The following is an 18,938-nucleotide window of genomic DNA, read 5'->3' on the forward strand; positions in this document are numbered from 1 at the left end:
GGATTCACTGATGCAAGACGAACGAATCCAGGAGTACCGGCGGCAGGCCAAGTTGCGTGAGCACGATGGCGAACGCCGCAGAAGGAAGGAAGCTGCAGAGTCCCGGCTGCAGCAGCAAGAAGCCCAAGCCCAGAATGAGGCACGCCTGGCGGCGCCCCCCGCCGAGGAGCAGCAGTACGCACAGATGCCTCGGCGCACCTACGCCGGCATCCGTTGACCGGGACGGCCGGGCACGAAACTGCGGCGCGGCGTCCGCAACGGTCGCCCACCAGGTAGCCCATTCAGTGCGAGGGCGGCAGTGATCGCGTGGCCGGGAGTCCTCATGGCATCCGGGGCGGCGTTGCTTGGAGGCCGACGGCTGTCCTGGGACGATCCGGCTGCCGCGGCGCCGGCCGCGCTGCCGCGAGAGAGTGCGCTATGCAACTACTTGGCCCTGTTCCGTGTTTCAGGGGAGGGGGACTCCTCTCAGCCGCCGCGGACCGTCATGTCCGTCCCGCGGGACGGCGCAAACACCGGCCTGGCCATAGCTCCCGCAGTGAGGGACGACGGAAACCAACCGCACTAAACGACCCCGTGCGCAAGCTGTCCTTGCATACATGAGGCCACGACACTCGAGCAGCCCGGCGGCGGCCGGTCGCCTGCACGCGCGTGAGTACGGCGGGCAGCAAGCGCTGGACTTCCTGGCGCGGCGATGGGCCGCCCTGACCGAGCAGGACGCTCAAGCCACCGCCTACCAGGATCCGGGCTGGCTACTGGCGTGGGCCCGGCACCTTCCGGTCGGGCACGAGCCGTTGGTCGCGGCGATCTGGGACGATGAGCAGCCCGTCGCCGCGCTGGCCCTGGTTCGGGAACACGCCTGCAGCGGCCGCACCCGGATCACCCCGCTGTCCTGGCCCGCGTCCGAGCAGATCAGACCGGTGGGCGAGAGCGAGCAGGCGGTGCGCGTACGGGTCGACCGGCTGCCCTGCCTCGCGGACGATGTTCACGTGGCCGATCTGCCGGACAGCTGCCTCCTGGCCCGGCACGCGCATGCCCAGTGGGGTGATTCCGACGCCCAGACCCTGTACGCCACCGTGCCCTTGCCCGTGGACCTCAGCGCCCTGTCCCGGTCGACGCGCAGAGAGCACAGACGCCGCCGCCGGTTGGTGCAAGCCCTGGGTGACCGGGTCGCATACCGCACCAGCACCCGCACAGACCTTCTGGCCGCGTTCGACGTGCTGGAAGACCTCCACCACCGACGCAACGCCCTGCGGCTGCCCACCACCTGCGCGGCGGACCTCACCCTGCCCTGGCGACAGGTCCTCGAGGAGTGCCCTGAGGCTGCGCTCGTCGCCACGCTGACCCTAGATGCCGAGCCGGTGGCCGCCCAGCTGTGTCTGACCCGTAGGGATCGCGCGTACTCGCTGATCACGGCGATGGATCCCGCACATCGGGACCTGTCACCGGGGCACGCGCTGCTGTACTTCCTGTGCGACGACCTGACAGCCCAGGGATACGCGGCACTGGATCTGGGCGGTACGACAGCTCACGACGGCCAGCGCGCCTACAAGGCCCCCCATGGAGCTACGTGGACGACCACTCGCACGTACACCCCTCCGGTTGTGTTGAACAGCGCAAAAGAGTTCAGCAGCGCAGCAAAGAGTTCAGCATGTAGTTCAGCAGCGCAGTGAACTGTTCAGCGCCATAAGGTGCATCTCTGGTGTTTCGACCCGCTTAGGTCGTCGCGGCCGATGCCCGGTGATGCTGGCACCACGGCCAGGCGAACTGTAGTGCGACAACCGGAAGTTCAGCCGTGCGGCCAGAGGTTCAGTTGCGCAGGCATCTGTTCAGTAGCGCCGCATGGTGGAAATCGTCGCACTCGCCGATCGAGGGCTGAGTGCCTTCCGCACGGACACCGCTGGCCCGTTGGCGTCCTGGATCCAGCGGGCAACCGCGCAGCGCCGCGCGGTGGGCGGCGGCGACCCGTTGCGGCATCTGTCCCGTCCTGCGGTGGTGGCCCGCATGGGGTGCCGCCGGTGGTCACCGCGACCAGGGTGACGACGGACTCGGGCAGGGGGGTGCCGAAGACGGCCAGGGCTCTTCCGACCGGTGACGACGGTGGGGCCGCGTGAGGCATCACGGTCGAACGCCGAGGTGAGGCCACCGCCCGATCCCGCCGTCACCGCCGATGACCTGTCAGAAGACCACAGCCGCGCCCTGTACACCAAAGTTTTTGCCTATTAGGAAAGTTCAATCACAAACTAATCACTTTAGGTATCTGCGAGGCAACCACACAGGTCCTTCACCGGTCACCCACGCGCCAACACAGCAGAAACCCGTGGGGAGCACCATGAGCCAGCAGTACCCGCCCCAGCCCCAGCAGCCCGGCTACGGCGAGCCCCAGCAGCCCGGCAGCAACGGCCTGGCCACCACCGCACTCGTCCTCGGCATCATCGCCGTCGTAGTCAGCTTCATCCCTGTCCTCAACGTCGTCGTCTGGCCGCTCGCGATCCTTGGCATCATCTTCGGCGCCATCGGCCTCTCCAAGGCGGGCAAGGTCCGCAAGGGCAAGGGCGCCGGCATCACCGGCCTTGTCACGTCGGCCGTAGCGATCATCATGTTCTTCGCCATGAACGCCCTGTTCTTCTCCGCCGTCGACAACGCCAGCAAGGAGCTCGACAAGTCGTACGACTCCACCACCGTCGGCAACGGCAAGTCCAAGACCGGCGGCGCCAAGAAGTCCGAGGTCATGAAGGACTTCAAGGTCACTAAGTGCGACGTGGTCACCGGCGACTTCGGCATCAAGGAGATGGCCATCCGCGTCGACTACGCCAACAACGGCGACCGCCGGTACTCGTACCTCGTTGAGGGCGAGGTCCTGGCCGACGGCAAGAAGGTCGACGACTTCATGTCAACCGCCGAGAACCTCGCCCCCGGCCAGAAGTTCACCGACAAGCACGCTGGTGCGCTGGTGACCGCGGACGAGATCAAGGACGCCAAGAAGCTCGAGTGCAAGACCATCAAGGCGTCCCGAACTGACTTCTGACCGCTGACGTCACGCGACGCCGACCACCACCCCCAGGCCCCGCCGCGCACCCCGCAGCGGCGGGGCTCGCTGGATCAAGGAGACCATGCATGACCGAGTCGCATCCGCAGAACGGCGCGAGCGACCAGTGGGGACCTGGGCACCCTCCGGTGTCTCCCGCGCAGCCCCCGGGCATCCCCGCGCAGCCCCAGGCGGGCCCCGGCTACGGCTACCCGGTCCAGCCCGCGGGCGCACCCGGCTACGGCTACCCGGTGCCCGGGCCGCAGGGGTACGGGTTCCCGCAGCAGCAGGCGGCTCCGGGGGCGTTCGCGGCTCCGGGGCCCGTAGGCGGCGGCGTGCTGCTGGCGATCGGCGACATCATGGTGACCGGCGACCAGATCATCACCCCGGCCGGACAGCTGCCGCTGCGCGGCGCGGTGTGGAACGCCACCGACTTGTCGCACACCGAGGAGCGGATCCCAACGCACGCCGTCGTGCTCGCCGTCGTCTTCCTCCTCTTCTGCCTGCTGGGCCTGCTCTTCCTGCTGATCAAGGAGAAGCGGACCACCGGCTACATCCAGGTCAGCGTGACCAGTGCGGGCCGGCACCACTCCACGATGGTCCCGGCGCAGGGTCCCGGCGCGTTCCCGGCGATCATGGGGCAGATCAACTACGCCCGGTCGCTGAGCAGTATGTGAAGGTCCTTCCCCGCGATTCCGGGGGACCCCGCGGAACGAGTTTCGAACGCGCTGTTTCCCGTCGGCGACCTCGGCGAGGCCGTCGGCTTCGACCGGCAGGCACATCGTCTCCCTCGCCCTGGCCCGCCTGGCCGGGGCGTAGACCTGGGCACACGCTTCACAAGCGCTCGGCGTCCCTACCGACTCCCGGAGAACCTGCCCCGACGGGGTACTGCCCCGTCCCTGCCGGCTCAGCGTCCGATGCGGCCGCGGAAGCCGAGCACGTCCAGTCCGAGCATCGCGAATCTTCATGCTGGGGGAGGCGGTCAGCTACGGCGACTCTCAGAGCTTCCTCGCTCGGCGTCTTCCGCGCCACCGGGTTCGAGCGTTAAACAGGACTTCACCCGGGTCAGGCCGCCTACGATGAGCCTCTGGCAACCGTCCGCGGTTCTGGCCATACCCATGGCAGTGAGGCTGCTCCGTCTGCTTCAAGGCCGTAACGCCAATACTTCTGCCCTAACTGCCCCAAGTAGGCGGCAAGGTCTCCGGCGTCTGCAGCCTTGCGGACGAGCCGTTCAGCCCCCTCGTCGTCTCCTTCGTCCTGCCGAATCCGCGCCTGCTTCCTCAGGGCCTGAGTGGCCGGCTTCGGCGGCCTCACGGATAAGCCGTTCGGTTCCCCGGGCTCCGGGTCGTGCCAAATATGCGCCGACAGGTGGATGGCTCCGGATTTGGCCTCCTCGCGCATCCGCGCCAGCATCCCCAGGGCGTAGATGTCTCCAGCGTCGGCGCTGGCGCAATAGAGGTTTGCGGCGTGGCGGTGCCTGTGCCGGTGGAGGGCAGCGCCGGCGAGGTGATTGAGGTCGTCGGGCTTGGTGAGGCGGTGGGTGGCCGCGTCCCAGAAGGCGGCGGGCGGGCAGAGGAGCCGACGGGTGCGACGGCCGTGTTGCTGGAGGTAGTCAGCAAGGGTGACCACGCCGGACAGCGCGCCCATCCCAAAGGAGCGGGGCACGTCCTGAAGCGGCCTGATGGTCTGCCGGACCAGGGTTCTGGCATGGGTGAGGGCGTCGACAAACCAGGTGTCGGGGTCGACGGCGGCGCGTTCGGTCCCGGTGAGGTAGCCGGGCGCCGCGTCGTGAAGAAAGGCCAGCGGCAGCGGCCCGGTGACGCCGAGACGGTGGGCGTCCATGGCGGCGCTGAGCAGGGCTTTGCTGTAGCTGCCGTGGGGGCCGTCGGGGTGTTCGTAGCGGGCCACCAAGTCCGGTCCGGCGGCCAGGACCTGGGTGATGGAGGTTCCTCCGTTTTCCAGGGCGGCGTTCAGGGACGCGTCATGAGCAGCGGCGCGGCGAACGGCGTCCAGGTGGTCGGCGAAGGAGTTGGGAAGGTGGACGTAGTGGCCCTGAGCCAGTAGCGTCCGGGCCTGCCGGTGAGGGTCGTCGCTGCTGGTGGCGGGTGCGATGGTGAGGGCCCTGTCGTGGTCGGGCCACAGGGTGGCTAGTGCGATGAACGGACCGTCCCCATCGAGGCGGCGCAGCAGTGCGGCCGCGACGGCTTCGCCGACGGAGCCGTTCAGGTAGTGCTGGGCTTCGTTCAGCCACAGCACGGTGCGCGGGCCGAGGGCATCTGCGGCCAGCATGGCCAGGAGGCTGTCGGCGTCTGTGGGGAAGAGCAGCTGGAAGTCGTCCGGCGCCGCCTTGAGTGCCTCGACAGCGGTACGGGTCTTGCCGGTGCATGACTCTCCGCGCACCACCACCAGCAGCGGCTCACGGTTGGCCACCGCGGCGGCCAGGCGTGCGTGCAGATGGTCGTCGTGGGGGCGTGGCACGTAGCTGGGCAGTACGAAGTCGGCGCCATTCGACATGGAGCTACGCCCGGGGATGGCCGGGTGGACCCCGAGCCGTTTCGGCGGCCAGGACCGTACCGGGCGGGGACGATCCGCCAACGCCGCCTGACGAGCCCGCCGCTCCTCGCCGTCCAGAGCGCTACGGGCCTGCCGGCGTTCCAGCCCTTCCTGGTTCATCCGCGTCCGACGCTCCTGCTCGGTCCGCCACGTCCTGCGCCAACGGTCCTCGGCCAGCAGCTCGGCAACGCTCTCGCCCGATATCCCATCAGCCGGGCTGTCCAGGCAGTCCTGACGGTCAGACTCGGCCCGGATCTCTTGCAGGACGGCCCACAAAGGCTCTAGCCGCTGCGGGAAGCGTTCCCCGCGTAGCCACGCGCCGACCGTGTCACGGGACACCGGCGGCCGCGGGATTTTGGATAGCTCATTGTCCGACGGCCGACCACCCAAGAGGCGCTTCTTGAGCGCACCTACCCGCCGCAGGTCCTCGAAGAAGTCCGGCGTCCTGCCCATCCCTCGCCCCCGTACGTGCCGGTGTCCGGCGTGTCCTGATCGGACACGCCGGACCCTGAAGTCCCCAGGTCCGCGACCAGCATCGCGGCAGCAGATCTGTCCAACTCTGAGGCAGACAGCGGCAGGACATGCCCACGGACAGGCACCGTCGCTCCCATCTGGTCCACACAGCGGAGGGGACCACTCATCCAAGGAGACCGCGATGTCTACGCTCCAGACGCTGAGCCTGCTGCTGGCCTTGTCGGTGGCCCTGCACATCGGCAGTGCCGCCGCCTTCACCGCCTGGCGCGCCGGCATCCACCCCGCCACCGCCCTCCTGATCGGCGGCAGCGCCACCGGCACCGCCTGCGCCCTGTACCTGACAGCCGTCAGCGCCTACCACTGACCACGTGATCAGCGCTTGCTACGTCACGGACCGGCACTTCCCACAGGCCTGGTTGTCGGCTGTGCCCAGGAAGACATCCCCCAGGGTCTGCGCGCTGAACAGATCAGTGCGCATTTCCCCGATCCCAGCTGCGCAGAGAAGAGTTCAGTGCCCAGGTCAGAGCCCCGGGCACTGAACTCTTTTCTCTCGTCCGACAGGTTGTGTTGAACAGCACGAAAGAGTTCAGCAGCGCAGTAAAGAGTTCAGCATGTGGTTCGGCAGCGCAGTGAACTGCTCAGCGCTATACGGTACATCAATGGACGTTTCGACCTGCTCGGGCCGTCGCGACCCCGTCCCCGCGATGTCTCGTTATCAGGCGGACTGTTGAGCGGTAATCGAAAGTGCGTTGCGCAGCGAAGAGTTCAGTAGCGCAGTGAACTGTTCAGTAGCGCCGCACGGCGGGAATCATCCGATCGAGCATTCTGTGTCGAGTAGTTGCGCGAACGCTCAGACGGATGTTGCATCAGGTGCGGCCGATCGGTGTATTTCGTGGGCCGGGTAGCGGTTGGACGGCGTGGTGGCTGGCACCTTCGCGCGCATGCGTCCCTCACCCGCATCTCCATCCTGGAGCGGTAGTCCTGCCGACGGTCAGCAGCGACGCTTGTTCTGTGTCCGGCCGGACAGTTCCTCCCCCGCCTGCCGTTGGGGAGGCGGAGCGTGAGGCGATCAGCCCATGGCCGGGTGTCGCTGGTACCCGGGGTGTCCGGCGGTCGGCTTGTCGCCGTGTCCCGGGCCCGTCGCCTGCCGGCGGTGCCCTGCGCAATGCGGGGCGAGGCGTTCGCTTCCTGGGTGGATCGCGTCGCCGCTGTACTTCAGGTACCGCCGGGTCACCACCGGCGCCAACATCTTCGGCGGAGCCGGGAAACGCATCGACGCCATCATGCGGCCAAGGGCCTGATCAGCAGCATGCTCTTCTGCGAGATCAAGCCCCACGACACCGAACTGCTCTCCAAAACCCCGTACCGCGTGGGCGTCTACCGGGGACTCCGGCTATGACGCCGCAGGTTGAGTCCTGCCTATAGGCGGCCAAGCATAGGAAGACTTCCACGGGATGCGCCGCCGGGCAGTGCCCATGGCTGATGGGACCGACGCCTCCGGAGCCGTGTTCGCAGGCTCAGATCGTGCCGGGGAACAGTTCGCATGAAGCGCGGAAGACCCCGCCACCTGTCAGGGCGCTGGATGCGGGGTCTTCGTGTATGTGCAGCCGGATGCCGCCGAGCGCAGCCCGATGACGGCTACTGGTGCAGCCGCGACGCGTCCCGGCAGGACTCGGAGCCCGAACAACGGGCGAGCGCGGTCAAGGTCTCGTGCAGGGCTTTCTCTTTCCCGTCGCTCGGACTGCCTGCGAGATTCTTAAGCTCAGCGGGATCGGCCTGCGTGTCGTAGTATTCGCGTTCCCCGTCCGCGTACTCGATCCAGAGACTGTCCGCGGTCCGAAGCGCCTCGTACGTCGGCGGATTGCCGCTCTCCTTCGGAGCCGCGTCGGGATCGCCCTTGGACGTTCCGGGATGGTGATGCTCGACCAGAACGGACTCACGCCAGTCCTTCGGCGACGATCCGTGGAAGAGGTCGACAAGGCTGAGACCGTCGACGGCCGAGGGCGTCTTCAGCCCCGCGAGCTGCTGGAACGTCGGATTGAGATCGGTGTTCTGCACCAGCTGGGAGGCGGTCCGCCCCGCCGGCACATCCGGTCCTGTCACCATCATGGGGACGCGGATATCGGTGTCGAAAGCGGTCTGCTTGCCCGGCCGCAGCCGGTGCTCACCCATGTGGAAGCCGTTGTCCGAGCCAAAGACCAGATACGTGTCGTCCGCGAGCCGCTTCTCCTTCAGCACGTCCTCCAGGTGGCCGATCAACCGGTCGACGGCCTGAACCGAGCGGACCCGCTTGGCGAACTTGCGGTCGATCTGCGTCTTCTCCTTGTCGCTCAGGGGCTTGAGATCGGCCTGCCACTTCGGCGCCTGCGCGGGCAGCCGATCGTAGGCGGCGCTCCTGGGTGCCTTGAGCCCCGGGTAGCTGTTGGCGTCGCGGGGCGCGGGCGTGGAGGGCTCGTGCGGCGCGAAGGTGGCGAGTTCCAGCATGAACGGCTTGCCGTCCGCCGCCGAGGAACCGATGAAGGAGCCCGCCTTGGCGGACACCACGTCGGTCAGGTAGTCCTGCGGGTCATGGCCGTAGTGGACGACCTTGCCGTTCTCGTTGAGGTCGTAGTTGAACTCTGGATACCCGTTGCCAGCCACGTCCCATTCGTTCCAGCCCGGAGGCACGTACGGGTGATCGGTGCCGCTGGTGTCCTTCGGCTGGTAGCCGTTGAGGTACTTGCCCATGAAGCCGGTGCGGTAGCCGGCCTTCTGAAGAGCCAGCGCGTAGCACTTCTTCTCGTCGCCGTTCTTCATGAAGGCGCCGTAGCCTCCGTCGTCCCCGTTGTTGGTGAAGACCCCGGTGTTGTGGGGGTACTGCCCCGTGAGTATCGAGGAACGCGAGGGGCAGCAGAGCGAGTCGGTGACGAAGTAGTTCGAGAACGTCGTCCCCTGCTTGCTCATCTGCTGAACGTGCGGCATGTACCGCACGAGATTCCAGGAGAGGTCGTCGGTGAGTACATAAATGATGTTGGGCTTGCGACCCTGTTCAGAACTCCCCGCCAACGAGGATGCGGACGCCCCGACCGCCGCGCTCTTGCCGGGCGCTGCCGAGCACCCGACGAGCAGCGCGGCGGCCACGGCAACCCACAGCAGGACCTGCCCTGCCGCACTCCTACCTGGTGACGATCCGTGCATGCACTCTCAACTCCCACTAGTCTGCCGGTCGGTGGGCCAACGAGAGTAAGAGCGCTTCTTGTGGATTCCTTGTGCCGAAGGGCCCAGCTCATCAGCCGAGGTGCGCGTCCCACAGGCCCGGTGCCGAGGCCAAGGTCTACTTCGAAAATGTCACGGTGATGCTCGCCGGCGAGCTGGTGACCTGCTACCTGTTCGCGTCCAGCTGTCGTACTCGGGCAAGGCCGTCCACTGAGCGTTTTCAGCGTGGCCACTGATCGGGTGACGCCGGTGAGGTCGAGGTGAGGGCCGCAACGCACAAAGCCCCCGTGCCGTTGGGGGAGGTGTTCGAAGTCTCAACCTGCCGGTCCAGGAGCCCTGTTGGTTCCCTAACCTGCCGCACTCGACCTCCCGCATGCCCTCGTCGAGTGGGTCACGATGCTCATCGTCACCCGTGAGGGTGACCGACGGTGCAAACTCCCGCCGCACCACCGAAGCGGGTACGCGACGACCGCGTCGGTGTGGCCATGACAGCAATTCGGAGGGGCGCGGAGTATCACGAGCTGTTGCCGACCCTGCTCATCATCGGCTCATGGCCGGTTGGTCTGACTTTTCAACATCCGCTTACACACGCGCTGGCCTAGGCTCCGGATCATGACCAGGGATGGGCAGGCGGTAGGCGCAGTGGGCAAGAGTCGCCAGGGATGGCGCCCAAACAAGTTGAGACAGCAACGCGAAGCCCACGGCCTGACGCTTGAGGGCGCGGGCGAGCAACTGCGTGAGGTGGCCCGCGCCGCGGGGCTCGCGGTGCCGGCCGCCAACTTCCAGACGCTGTGGCAGCACGAGCAGGGCGAGGTCTATCCCGGACCGCACTACCGTCGCGCGTACTGCCTGCTGTACCGCGCGACCGAGCCTGAGCTCGGCTTTCGCAACGCTCTGCCCGACGAGGCCAGGAAGCTCCAGTTCACCGCGTCGAGTGAACCGCACAACGGAGCCCACGTGCTGGCTGTGGAGCGCGCGTTGCTCCAACTCACGCCCGGCACGGAGGACACGGATGGGCAGGGCGCACAGCAGCGAATCCTCGACGCCTGGAAGCGCCGCCACACCGGCGGCGACCCGAACAAGCCGACCCTGATGATGGTCGGGGGCTACGCGGGCAGCGGAAAATCGGAGTTCGCGCGCTTCATATCCCAGCTCACCGGCTGGCCTGTCCTCGACAAGGATCCAATCACGCGCCCCCTTGTTGAGCGCCTCCTCGTGGAGATGGGCAGTGAGCCGAATGACCGGCACACCGACCTCTACCGGGAGAAGGTCCGTCCGCTGGAGTACCAGTGCCTGCTGGAGACCGCGTACGCGAACATCGACTGTGCGATCAGCACCGTGCTCTCCGCGCCGTTCATCGCTGAGGCGACCGATCCTCGGTGGATGCGACGCCTGATCAACCGCTGCGAAGCGCGCGGCGTCACCGTAGTTGTCATCTGGATCCAGTGCGACATCGACACGATGCACGAGTACATCAGCTTCCGGTCCGCCGCCCGGGACAGCTGGAAGCTCCAGAACTGGGACACGTACGCTGAGGGAATCGACCTCGAACTGCGGCCCGTCACACCGCACTTGGTGGTCGACAACCGGCTTGGGGCCGCGATCTCACTTACGGACCAGGTGCGTCAGGTCTTCGGGACGGTGTTCCAATGAGGCAGGGCATCCTGCTGTACGGACCGCCGGCGGCAGGCAAAGACACGATCACGGCGGCACTCACCGAACTCGGCGGAGGGTATGTGCTGTTCACCCGGCTGAAGATCGGGACCGGGAAAACCAAGGGCTACCGGATGGGCACGCCTGAGCAGCTGGCTGCCCTGGAGGCACGCGGCGACGTCATCTACCGCAACGACCGGTACGGCAACGTTTACATCGTCGACCGGCCCTGCCTCGAACAGGCGATGGAAGGCGGCAGAATCCCCATCGTCCACCTCGGTCAGATGGTGGGGATGGAGCAGGTGGCCGCCGTCTTCCCGGCGCACTGGGTGCGCGTTCTGTTGTGGTGCTCCAAGGAGACCACCGCCCTACGCTCACCGCAGCGGGGCGACACCGACACGGCGGCTCGGCTGGCCGCGTGGGACGCCACCCAGGCCGACCTTGCGGTATACCCGCAGGCTCAGTGGGAGCTGCGCGTGGACACGGATATGACGGCAGCCAGTGAAGCCGCAAGGAAGATTGACGACATCGTCCGCACCACATCACCTCGCCCCTGACGGCCAGGACGTCAGCGATCCAGCGGATGCAACCTGCTCAAGTCTGTTCGTCCAGGACTCGCTCACCGCGCAGGGCTTCGAGTGCCGCGGCGATATTCAGTCGCTCGTCTCTGTTGCCGTCCCACCGGGCGAGCGTCGTGGCAGCGGCATGCATGAGGGAGTCCGGCAGTCCCGCGTCGGCGAGAAGTGTCGCCGCGTCCTCAAGCTCTGGTCCCCAACGCCAGGCGCGAGCAGCCGTCTTGGGGATGTAGTCCGTCTCTACGAGGTAGCTACGGGTGCGCTTCGCTGCGATCACCAGCAGCTCGTCCTCAACACCGTACGACTCGGCCGCTCCGTACGCCACGGCGGCCAGTACGCGGGAGACCTTCTGGTAACTGGAGTACGCGAGCTTGAGTGCGGAGGCTTGCCCGATGTTGTCGCCCAGGACGTGGGTTCGCACATCGGTTCCGGCGAAGAGTTCGGCGATCCGGGCGACCTGCTTGCCGGGGCCGGACAGATAGAGCACCGGAATCTTGCCGCCCACTGGAGGCGATCCGACCACCGCGGCATCGATGACCGGCATCGGGGCTAGGCGGTCGGCGATGCGCTGCACACGCGACGGCGTGACGGCGTTCGCTTCGACATAGATCGTGCCCGTGCCAAGCATGCCGAGCTCGGCCACCTGAGCGGCAGGCTCCTCCGCGGCGGCCGGCGGGCACAGGGAGAGCAGCACGTCGGAGCGGGAGACGAGCTCGGGCAGTGCCTCGGGTTCGAGGCCCACGCGCTCGGCCCGGCGGCGGGTTGCGTCGCTGCGTCCGTCAGGGCACCACAGCACGATGTGGCCGCGGGCGCGCAGTTGCGCGCCGAAGGCGGATCCCATGCTGCCGGGGTGCAGCAACCCGATGGTGTCCGTCATGCCGTGGTCCTCGCGTGGTCGGCGGCGTGCAGAAGCAGGAAATCGATGGCGGCGCGGGCATGCGACACCATGTGGTCTGGCCCGGGATCGTCCGCCGGCCAAGAGCCGTCGCTATCGATCCAGATGGTGCGCAGCCCTGCGGAGCGTCCGCCGCCGATGTCGTTGACTGGGTTGTCGCCGACCATCCAGCCGCCGTCACCCAGCACGGTGCCGCAGCGGGCCGCGGCCAGGGCGAAGTGCCGGGGCTGTGGTTTGCGCGCGTTGGCCTCCTCGGAGACGAAGACGCCGTCCACACGCTCGGAGATACCGGTGGCCCGCAGCTTGGCGCGCTGGATGTCGACCGCACCGTTGGTCGCCACGCCCACTCGCCAGCCCGCCGCACGCAGCTCGTCCAAGCCGTCGAGGACCTCGGCCGGGCACGACACCATGTCCGCAATGTCTGCGCAGTACGCGCCCCACAGCTCCACGGTCGACATGGACAGCCGGTACCGGGTGCGGATCGAGTCAAAGGTGGACGGATAGGCCCGCTCGGCCACCATGCCCAGCACGTGCGCCTGCTCCTTGCCCTCCAGAGCGTGCCGGGTGGTGAACTCGGCGGCCCAGTCTGCGAGGGTTCCCCGCCGGTCCACGAGTGTGTTGTCGAGGTCGAACAGAACAAGAGGGCGCTGCACATGCCGCAGCCTAATGCGCGGGCTCGCCGTAAGGCCGGACGGCCTCGTCGACCATGAGCCGGATGCGGCCGCCCGGCCCACCAGCGCATCCTCTCGGTCCGCTGGTCCGCGGGGAACCTGCGCGAACGGGTCAGCGCAGTCCGGCGAACACCACGGCTGCCGCCGTGCCGCCCAGGATGGTGCCCACGATCACCTGTGCCGTCGTGTGGTCGCGCAGCGAGACCCGGGACCAGCCGACGGCGGCGACGCCGAGGAAGAGGAAGGCGGCCCACCAGCCGTAGGCGACGGTGATGACGACGGCGACGCCTGAGGCGACGGCGGTGTGGACGCTGACCTTCCACCAGACGGTGACCGCCATGGTCAGGACCAGGCCGGCGATCATGGCGGCGACCAGGGCGACGACCTCGTGGGGCGCGTCGAGCGCCAGGAGCAGGCTCGTGCCGACGAGGACAGAACCAAGGGTGACGAAGAGCGGTATCCACCTCTGGGAGCGGACCTTATCCCATGCTGGCACCCAGAGGTCCCACGGCGCACAACGTCTACAGCGCTGTGGGAACGCCACCTTTCCCACAGTGCTGTCACTCGGCAGTTCCATAAGCGTCGGGCATCCCAGGCCTGTATCGCGCCAACACTCGATGAAGTTCGGTGAACATGGACCATCACCGTTACCCGTGACACTCCTGTCGCGCCGTGCGCTGATTGAAGTGACCCCGGGCGGGGTCGTGGCGCCCAGCCTTCGGGGTGAGACATGCGGGCGCCTGCTTTCACCGTGATTCCTCGCTGTTCCCCGCTCGATCTGGCGCGCTTGTGGTGCGGCCATGGTGCGCACACCACGTCCGCACCTTCTGATCCGTTGCTCTAGAGAGATGGGTCGGAGACGGTCATACAGGTTGCGTTCTGGCCTCAAGGGGGCGCTACGGGGTGGGGCCGATTGCTGTGGTTGCTGTACCCGGCTGCTGTACAGCAGGATCCCGGTGGGGGTGACGGGTATGAAACGGGAACGACTCGAACGCCTGCTGGTCGACAGCGGTGAGGCGTCTGTGGCCGCCCTGGCTGCGCTCCGCCGCGGCGGCCCCTACGTGGTCTGGGACGGGGCTACGTCCGCCGAGTCGCTCGCCCGTGCCTATGGACGCAGACTGCTGCACACGCGTCGCCGAGGCATCGAGACCACGGACTTGGAGCGCGCCGTGGAGTTGCTCGGTCGGCATCAGCAGCCGGTTCGCCTGGGGCAGGTTAGGACTGCCGATGGTTCCTGGACGTTCATGCTGTTCCTCACGCATGACGGCAGCAGGCTGATCGCGTGCACTGGCGTGAGGCGGACCCAGGTCTGAGCCCCGGCCGACGACAGTCAGCCACGATGGCGGGTGCGTCAACCGATCAGGCGCGCGTGTGTAGCGCTGCCCCCACCGGCATCAGTCACGCTGCTGATCGGCGTCTATCAGAGCAAGCTGCGACGGCGGAAGCGCGGTGACGAGACATTGCGCGGTGACTTCTTCGTCCCGAACAACTTGAGGGAGCCTTCGACCTTGCACCGATGTGCCTCTGACCTGCTGTGATGGTCCGCAGGCGTCCGTGTGTGTCCGCCGCTGTCCGTCGGCGTTGTCACGCAGTTAGACACTCATGCGTCAGCGGTGCTGTTCCTGGGAGACGCGGAAGAGACCAAGGGCAGGCCAGTCCTTACTGTCGCTGCACCCGCTGCTCTCCCAAACCGGCCCCTGCCAGATCGTTCGGCATGTCCCTCTCATGCACAGGCGTGCGAGGGCGGCTTGATCGAGCTACTGGGACTGCGGCCCCCGCAGGGCGGCGCGCGCACGGAGATCGCACGTCGCGTAGAGATCCATGGCGGCGTCGTCTCGATAACCGATGTCTGCGCTGGGGGTGAGCAGGACTTCGATGAGGCCTTGCACTTGTTCGGCGTCCACACCGGCATCCTCAGCCCTGTTCTTGCTGACACGGGTCGCGGTGGCGCACACCTCCGCGCGCACCGGCCCGCGCTCGCGAGATGTCCCCGGCCGATCCGCCGGTGGTCCGGGCCGCCCTACGGGAGGAAGGCGGCCCGGACGCGGGGTCACTTCGAGACTGTCACCTTGAGCGGGTCAGATCCGGGCTCGGAACGGGCTTGCCGGTGCTCGCGGACAACGGCTGGGAGGCCGATGTCTGCGGGATGTCACCCTTGTAGTACGGGGTGTACGCGTAGGTGCTGTCCACGCCGATGGCCCTGCCGATCAACGGGACCACCTTCGCGTCGACGGAGCCGTTGCCGCCGAACACGGCCACGTGGTTCAGGCTCGCCGACGTGCGCATCATGTACCACTTGGTGTCGTACGTCAGCGAGGTGACGTCGGTCCACAGCAGCGGGCCGAACGTGGTCATCGCCGACGACGCGGAGACGCCACCGGTCCAACTGTTCACCGAAGCCACCGCGGCGTCCGACGGCGACGACCACCAGAACTCGGCGAGCCTCGCGGCGACCGGCGCCGGACTGCCGCCGAAGCGGTAGTAGCTGTACTTGCCGGGCCAGTGCGGCAGCTTGCCGGCGTTGTACGCCTTCGCCAGCGCCGACTCGGCGTCGACCCCCACCGTGATGATCTTCGTCGTGCTCGGGCTGTACTTGTTCAGGTAGCCGTACACGGACGCGGTCATGGTCGAGCCCTGGGGCAGCAGTACGACTGCGGTGCCCGAGGTGCCCATGGCGCCGGCGGCGGAGCTGGCCGCGAGGGCGTTGTGGTAGTCGGTGCCGGTCGCCAGGAACACGTACTTCGGCGCACTGGTGATCGTCTTGGCCACGGCCACCGAGGTGGAGTAGCGCGAGACGTCGGACAGCCGCTTGGCGACGTACCCGAGCGAGGTCACCTTGGACGCCACCGAGCTGTTGAGGATGCTGGTTCCGCCGACCAGGTAGACGGTCTTGCCCTTGGGTAGCATGCGCTTCAGCTCGGTCTGGACGGAGGAGTCCAGGCCCGTGCGGGAGGTCATCAGCACCGGTCCGTGCTTCTTGCCGGCCAGCGAGGTCGCGGTGGTGGCATACGCGGAGTCCGACTTGCTGATCAGGACGGCCGCGCTCGCGTTCATCAGGCCGGGCACGCTCTTGCCGAGGGTGTTCCAGGTCCACTTGGACGACGCGATGTTGGTGCCGTAGGTGTCGGTGCCGTAGACCCGGGAGATCGCGTTCTTCCGGAGCGGCTGCCAGGCCACGTCCGTGCCGTCGGCCATGGGCACACGTGTCTCCGTGCCCGCGGCGAGGTCGGGGATCCATATCTGCGAACCACTGGCGGTGTCCGCGCTGCCGGTGAAGTAGGTGTCGTACGCGATCCGGTCGCCCTTGGGCGACCAGGCCGGACGGTTGTGGTCGACGGGGTCCGTGGTGACCTGGGTCAGCCCGGTGCCGTCGGCCTTGACCGTGAAGAGCTGCTTGTGTCCGGCGACGCTGCGGGTGAAGACCAGCGACTGCCCGTCCGGGGACATGCTCGGCTCGTCCGCGTTGGCGGCCACCTTGGTGAACGCCTTGGTGGGGCCGTTGTAGACCCAGACGGCCGGAGTGCCGGTGGTGGAGCAGCTCGTGCCGGTGCGCACGAAGGCCAGTTTGCCGTTGACGGCGCCGCTGGCCTTGGAGTCGCAGCCGTCGACATCGGTGCCGAACAGGGCCTGAGGAGCGCGGGCGCTATTGGCCACGGCCACCCGCAGTCGGCCTCCGACGGTGAAGACCATGTCGCCTCCGCCGTACCAGAACGTCGGATCGGTCGGATGCCGGCCACTGCCCGCCGGCATGACGATGTCCTCGCCCGATATCGACTCCTGGGCGTACGTCTTCGTGCGGAGACGGCCGTCGGCGGAGCCCACGTAGGCGATCTGGCTGCCGTCGGCGGACCAGGCGGCCTGATTCGCGGCCTCGTAGAACTGGGCGCTCTTGGTCCCGTCGGGGTTGATGTAGCGCAGCGAGCCGAGTTCGTTGTACAGCAGCCTGCCGTCCGTGGCCGGCCAGCCGGCGGTGTCGGCGGTCGCCTGGCCCGGGAGCCCGGCGAGTCTCGGGGGAAATTGAGTTTCAGTCATGCTGACCTGCTGGCTCGGCTGGTGGGTGATCAGCAGGCGGTGTCGCGGACGCGGACGAGGACGAGGTCGGTGCTCGTCCGGCGGTGGGTGGCCCGATGCGCGGATCGGTTGGAGACGAGTGAGGCGATCGCAAGATGGGTCTCGGCGTAGGTCTCGCGGCGTCCGGTAAATCGCCGCAGGGTTGCCCACTGGCGGAGTTCGGCGTTGGTGTGCTCGACACAGATCCGCGCCGAGGACTGGCGCCGCCGGACCCCAGGCGTGCTTGTCACCGTCGCACGCCTCGTCCCTGGGCTTCTTCGGCGGGGCGCTGACCTGGCCGGGGAACTCCTTGGCCAGCCCGAGGTAGCCGGAATCGACCTTCGCCTTCACGCCGGGATGGGTACGGAACTGCTCGGCGATGCGCTCAGTGCGCACGGCGGTCTGGTCGTGCATTCGGCCCGGGCGGACCAGGCCGGACAGCAGCAGGCGGCCCTGGTGGTCGCTGAACGTGGTGGTCTTGACGGTGTTCTGCTGCGTTTGCCGGAGACGAACGCCCGGCGCCTGGGGCGGCCGGCCTGCGGGCGGCGGACTTGAGTCTCGGCCCCGTCGAGCCGCAGCTCAACGCCCTCCGCCTTGGCATAGGCGAAAACGTCCTCCAGCGTCTTCAGCCGCAGGCCGGGCCGGTCGGGCACGGCGAAACCACGGGCTGCCAGCAGCGGGCGGACCTGACGGATGGCCGCGGAGACGGTGGAGCGGTCCACCTCGAAGAGCTCGGCGAGCACCACGTGCGGCAACTGATGGCGCAGCAGATGGACCAGGGTGACCAGCAGCCGATCGAGGAAGACCAGCTTGGGCTTTCAGCTGGCCCCCTCGGCCCGCCGACGCTCCCCGCCCCGGGGCTCGCGGAGCGTGGACTGCCGTGCGGCCCCCCACGCACTGGCGAGCTCGGCCAACAACTCACCGAAATGCGCGCGTGAGACACCGGACAGGGCAGGATGGGAACAGGCCGCACGGGCCCAGGTCAGCTTCACAATCACCCAACCCGTGGGGCCCTTTTCATGTCACGGGCCGACCGGGTCACCCGCCATGTCCGCCGAGGCCGTACGCCGCTTGGCCTGGATCGCGTCTGCCGGGACCTCGAAGACGATCGCGAGCCCGTCGCGCTCGTTCCCCTGCTCGCCGACGCGCGTGAAACCGAAGCCCGCGATGGTGGCCAGGGAGGCGGTGTTGTCGGAGCCGATCCTGGCCCGCACGGTCCTGACACCGGGTTCGGCGGCGGCCCTGACGAGCAGCGCCCTCAGCACGGCGCGGGCATAGCCCTGGCGGCGATATCCGGGCACGACGGTGTAGCCGACCTCGACCATGCCGGCCTCGTCCGGTGGCCCGTGGAACCCGGCGTCGCCGACAACGGCCCCGTCCGGCTCGGACACCGCTGCCCGCGTGATCCAGGGCGCGGCAGACGGGTCCTTGGCGAGCTGGTCAGCGCGATAGCCGAAGATCCAGCGGGCCCGGTCGCAGACGAAGTATTCGTCAAGGGCGACCCCGGCCTCGGCGCTGCCGCTGGCGAGGTCACCGTCGGCAAGCGCCCGCAGAGCCTTCGCGCTGAGCTCGACGAAACGGACGCGTTTGGAGATGGAGAGAGGTTCGTGATTCATCGCGGAGATGTTCGCCCCAGCACCGCAGGGCTGTCCATCGCTTTACGGCCTCGGCGGACGTGATGATCACCCGGTCGGTCCGTGACGTGAGCAGGGCCGCACGAATGCCGTGCTGGCTCTGTTCACGACGAGAACCGGTTCTGGTCCAACTTCTGTGGACCGGTGACGCTCAGTACCGATGGGGGTGTCGGTACGAGGGTCGATAATGCCGGTCATGGCAGATCGCAGTCC

17 protein-coding genes and 1 pseudogene are annotated in these 18,938 nt (G+C 67.7%); 10 read left to right on the forward strand and 8 right to left on the reverse strand.

Features of this window, described 5'->3' with window-relative positions; genetic code table 11:
* Positions 1-10 precede the first annotated feature (10 nt).
* The 4 genes from ACFVVO_RS35385 (at position 11) to ACFVVO_RS35400 (ending at position 3,702) form a co-directional block, all read left to right on the forward strand.
* Positions 11-217, forward strand: a complete 207-nt coding sequence (locus tag ACFVVO_RS35385; protein ID WP_390060607.1) for a hypothetical protein — start codon at positions 11-13, stop codon at positions 215-217.
* Positions 218-596: 379 nt separating this feature from the next.
* Complete coding sequence (locus ACFVVO_RS35390; protein ID WP_390060609.1) at positions 597-1,670, forward strand: GNAT family N-acetyltransferase; 1,074 nt, start codon at positions 597-599, stop codon at positions 1,668-1,670.
* A gap of 659 nt (positions 1,671-2,329) precedes the next feature.
* Positions 2,330-3,025: a DUF4190 domain-containing protein gene (locus tag ACFVVO_RS35395; protein WP_390060610.1), complete on the forward strand. Its 696-nt coding sequence runs from the start codon at positions 2,330-2,332 to the stop codon at positions 3,023-3,025.
* Between the two features lie 89 nt (positions 3,026-3,114).
* Complete coding sequence (locus ACFVVO_RS35400; protein ID WP_390060612.1) at positions 3,115-3,702, forward strand: hypothetical protein; 588 nt, start codon at positions 3,115-3,117, stop codon at positions 3,700-3,702.
* 397 nt (positions 3,703-4,099) lie between these two features.
* Here the strand turns inward: ACFVVO_RS35400 and ACFVVO_RS35405 are convergent, their stop codons facing one another.
* Entirely contained in the window at positions 4,100-6,031 is a 1,932-nt protein-coding gene (locus ACFVVO_RS35405; RefSeq protein ID WP_390060614.1) for a sel1 repeat family protein, read from the reverse strand.
* Positions 6,032-6,233: 202 nt separating this feature from the next.
* Between ACFVVO_RS35405 and ACFVVO_RS35410 the strand changes: the two genes are divergently transcribed.
* Positions 6,234-6,416 carry a hypothetical protein gene (locus ACFVVO_RS35410; protein ID WP_390060616.1) on the forward strand — a complete coding sequence of 61 codons (183 nt, stop codon included), beginning with the start codon at positions 6,234-6,236 and terminating at the stop codon, positions 6,414-6,416.
* 1,274 nt (positions 6,417-7,690) lie between these two features.
* On the opposite strand, the gene ACFVVO_RS35415 is transcribed toward ACFVVO_RS35410, so the two are convergent.
* The gene (locus ACFVVO_RS35415) at positions 7,691-9,172 is read right to left on the reverse strand and encodes a sulfatase (protein WP_390060617.1); all 1,482 of its coding nucleotides are present in this window, start codon (positions 9,170-9,172) and stop codon (positions 7,691-7,693) included.
* A 426-nt stretch (positions 9,173-9,598) separates the two neighbouring features.
* Here ACFVVO_RS35415 and ACFVVO_RS35420 point away from each other — a divergent pair.
* The 3 genes and pseudogenes from ACFVVO_RS35420 to ACFVVO_RS35430 form a co-directional block, all read left to right on the forward strand.
* Positions 9,599-9,703, forward strand: a pseudogene (locus tag ACFVVO_RS35420) (IS5/IS1182 family transposase); the annotation flags it as partial.
* Positions 9,704-9,859: 156 nt separating this feature from the next.
* Positions 9,860-10,900, forward strand: a complete 1,041-nt coding sequence (locus ACFVVO_RS35425; RefSeq protein WP_390060619.1) for an AAA family ATPase — start codon at positions 9,860-9,862, stop codon at positions 10,898-10,900.
* Complete coding sequence (locus tag ACFVVO_RS35430; protein ID WP_390060621.1) at positions 10,897-11,457, forward strand: guanylate kinase; 561 nt, start codon at positions 10,897-10,899, stop codon at positions 11,455-11,457. The genes ACFVVO_RS35425 and ACFVVO_RS35430 overlap by 4 nt, the downstream gene beginning before the upstream one ends.
* 37 nt (positions 11,458-11,494) lie before the next feature.
* On the opposite strand, the gene ACFVVO_RS35435 is transcribed toward ACFVVO_RS35430, so the two are convergent.
* The 3 genes from ACFVVO_RS35435 to ACFVVO_RS35445 all read right to left on the reverse strand — a co-directional run bounded on the left by ACFVVO_RS35435 (position 11,495) and on the right by ACFVVO_RS35445 (position 13,537).
* Positions 11,495-12,352: a DUF1932 domain-containing protein gene (locus ACFVVO_RS35435; protein ID WP_390060623.1), complete on the reverse strand. Its 858-nt coding sequence runs from the start codon at positions 12,350-12,352 to the stop codon at positions 11,495-11,497.
* Positions 12,349-13,023 carry an HAD family hydrolase gene (locus ACFVVO_RS35440; RefSeq protein ID WP_390060625.1) on the reverse strand — a complete coding sequence of 225 codons (675 nt, stop codon included), beginning with the start codon at positions 13,021-13,023 and terminating at the stop codon, positions 12,349-12,351. The genes ACFVVO_RS35435 and ACFVVO_RS35440 overlap by 4 nt, the downstream gene beginning before the upstream one ends.
* Before the next feature lie 130 nt (positions 13,024-13,153).
* Positions 13,154-13,537: a hypothetical protein gene (locus ACFVVO_RS35445; RefSeq protein ID WP_390060626.1), complete on the reverse strand. Its 384-nt coding sequence runs from the start codon at positions 13,535-13,537 to the stop codon at positions 13,154-13,156.
* A gap of 475 nt (positions 13,538-14,012) precedes the next feature.
* Here ACFVVO_RS35445 and ACFVVO_RS35450 point away from each other — a divergent pair, with 475 nt between their 5' ends.
* Positions 14,013-14,354, forward strand: coding sequence for a hypothetical protein (locus ACFVVO_RS35450; protein ID WP_390060628.1), 342 nt, complete (start codon positions 14,013-14,015; stop codon positions 14,352-14,354).
* Between the two features lie 751 nt (positions 14,355-15,105).
* Here ACFVVO_RS35450 and ACFVVO_RS35455 read toward each other — a convergent pair.
* Both ACFVVO_RS35455 and ACFVVO_RS35460 read right to left on the reverse strand, forming a co-directional pair.
* Positions 15,106-17,073, reverse strand: a complete 1,968-nt coding sequence (locus ACFVVO_RS35455) for a cell wall-binding repeat-containing protein (RefSeq protein ID WP_390060630.1) — start codon at positions 17,071-17,073, stop codon at positions 15,106-15,108.
* A gap of 29 nt (positions 17,074-17,102) precedes the next feature.
* A complete protein-coding gene (locus ACFVVO_RS35460) occupies positions 17,103-17,342 on the reverse strand; it encodes a hypothetical protein (protein ID WP_390060632.1) in 240 nt (79 codons plus the stop codon).
* 106 nt (positions 17,343-17,448) lie between these two features.
* On the opposite strand from ACFVVO_RS35460, the gene ACFVVO_RS35465 reads away from it, so the two are divergent.
* Positions 17,449-17,646 carry a hypothetical protein gene (locus ACFVVO_RS35465; RefSeq protein WP_390060636.1) on the forward strand — a complete coding sequence of 66 codons (198 nt, stop codon included), beginning with the start codon at positions 17,449-17,451 and terminating at the stop codon, positions 17,644-17,646.
* 467 nt (positions 17,647-18,113) lie between these two features.
* Here the strand turns inward: ACFVVO_RS35465 and ACFVVO_RS35470 are convergent, their stop codons facing one another.
* Positions 18,114-18,707 (reverse strand): GNAT family N-acetyltransferase, encoded by a 594-nt coding sequence (locus ACFVVO_RS35470; RefSeq protein ID WP_390060633.1) that lies wholly within the window; start codon positions 18,705-18,707, stop codon positions 18,114-18,116.
* Positions 18,708-18,938 lie beyond the last annotated feature (231 nt).

Source organism: Streptomyces sp. NPDC058145 (genome assembly GCF_042884245.1).
Lineage (GTDB): Bacteria > Actinomycetota > Actinomycetes > Streptomycetales > Streptomycetaceae > Streptomyces.

Coding starts and splice junctions, on each gene's coding strand:
- ACFVVO_RS35405 (WP_390060614.1), bottom strand. CDS start 6,031: ATGGGCAGGACGCCGGACTTCTTCGAGGACCTGCGGCGGGTAGGTGCG.
- ACFVVO_RS35390 (WP_390060609.1), top strand. CDS start 597: ATGAGGCCACGACACTCGAGCAGCCCGGCGGCGGCCGGTCGCCTGCAC.
- ACFVVO_RS35410 (WP_390060616.1), top strand. CDS start 6,234: ATGTCTACGCTCCAGACGCTGAGCCTGCTGCTGGCCTTGTCGGTGGCC.
- ACFVVO_RS35465 (WP_390060636.1), top strand. CDS start 17,449: ATGGGTACGGAACTGCTCGGCGATGCGCTCAGTGCGCACGGCGGTCTG.
- ACFVVO_RS35470 (WP_390060633.1), bottom strand. CDS start 18,707: ATGAATCACGAACCTCTCTCCATCTCCAAACGCGTCCGTTTCGTCGAG.
- ACFVVO_RS35385 (WP_390060607.1), top strand. CDS start 11: ATGCAAGACGAACGAATCCAGGAGTACCGGCGGCAGGCCAAGTTGCGT.
- ACFVVO_RS35425 (WP_390060619.1), top strand. CDS start 9,860: ATGACCAGGGATGGGCAGGCGGTAGGCGCAGTGGGCAAGAGTCGCCAG.
- ACFVVO_RS35435 (WP_390060623.1), bottom strand. CDS start 12,352: ATGACGGACACCATCGGGTTGCTGCACCCCGGCAGCATGGGATCCGCC.
- ACFVVO_RS35450 (WP_390060628.1), top strand. CDS start 14,013: ATGAAACGGGAACGACTCGAACGCCTGCTGGTCGACAGCGGTGAGGCG.
- ACFVVO_RS35455 (WP_390060630.1), bottom strand. CDS start 17,073: ATGACTGAAACTCAATTTCCCCCGAGACTCGCCGGGCTCCCGGGCCAG.
- ACFVVO_RS35395 (WP_390060610.1), top strand. CDS start 2,330: ATGAGCCAGCAGTACCCGCCCCAGCCCCAGCAGCCCGGCTACGGCGAG.
- ACFVVO_RS35430 (WP_390060621.1), top strand. CDS start 10,897: ATGAGGCAGGGCATCCTGCTGTACGGACCGCCGGCGGCAGGCAAAGAC.
- ACFVVO_RS35400 (WP_390060612.1), top strand. CDS start 3,115: ATGACCGAGTCGCATCCGCAGAACGGCGCGAGCGACCAGTGGGGACCT.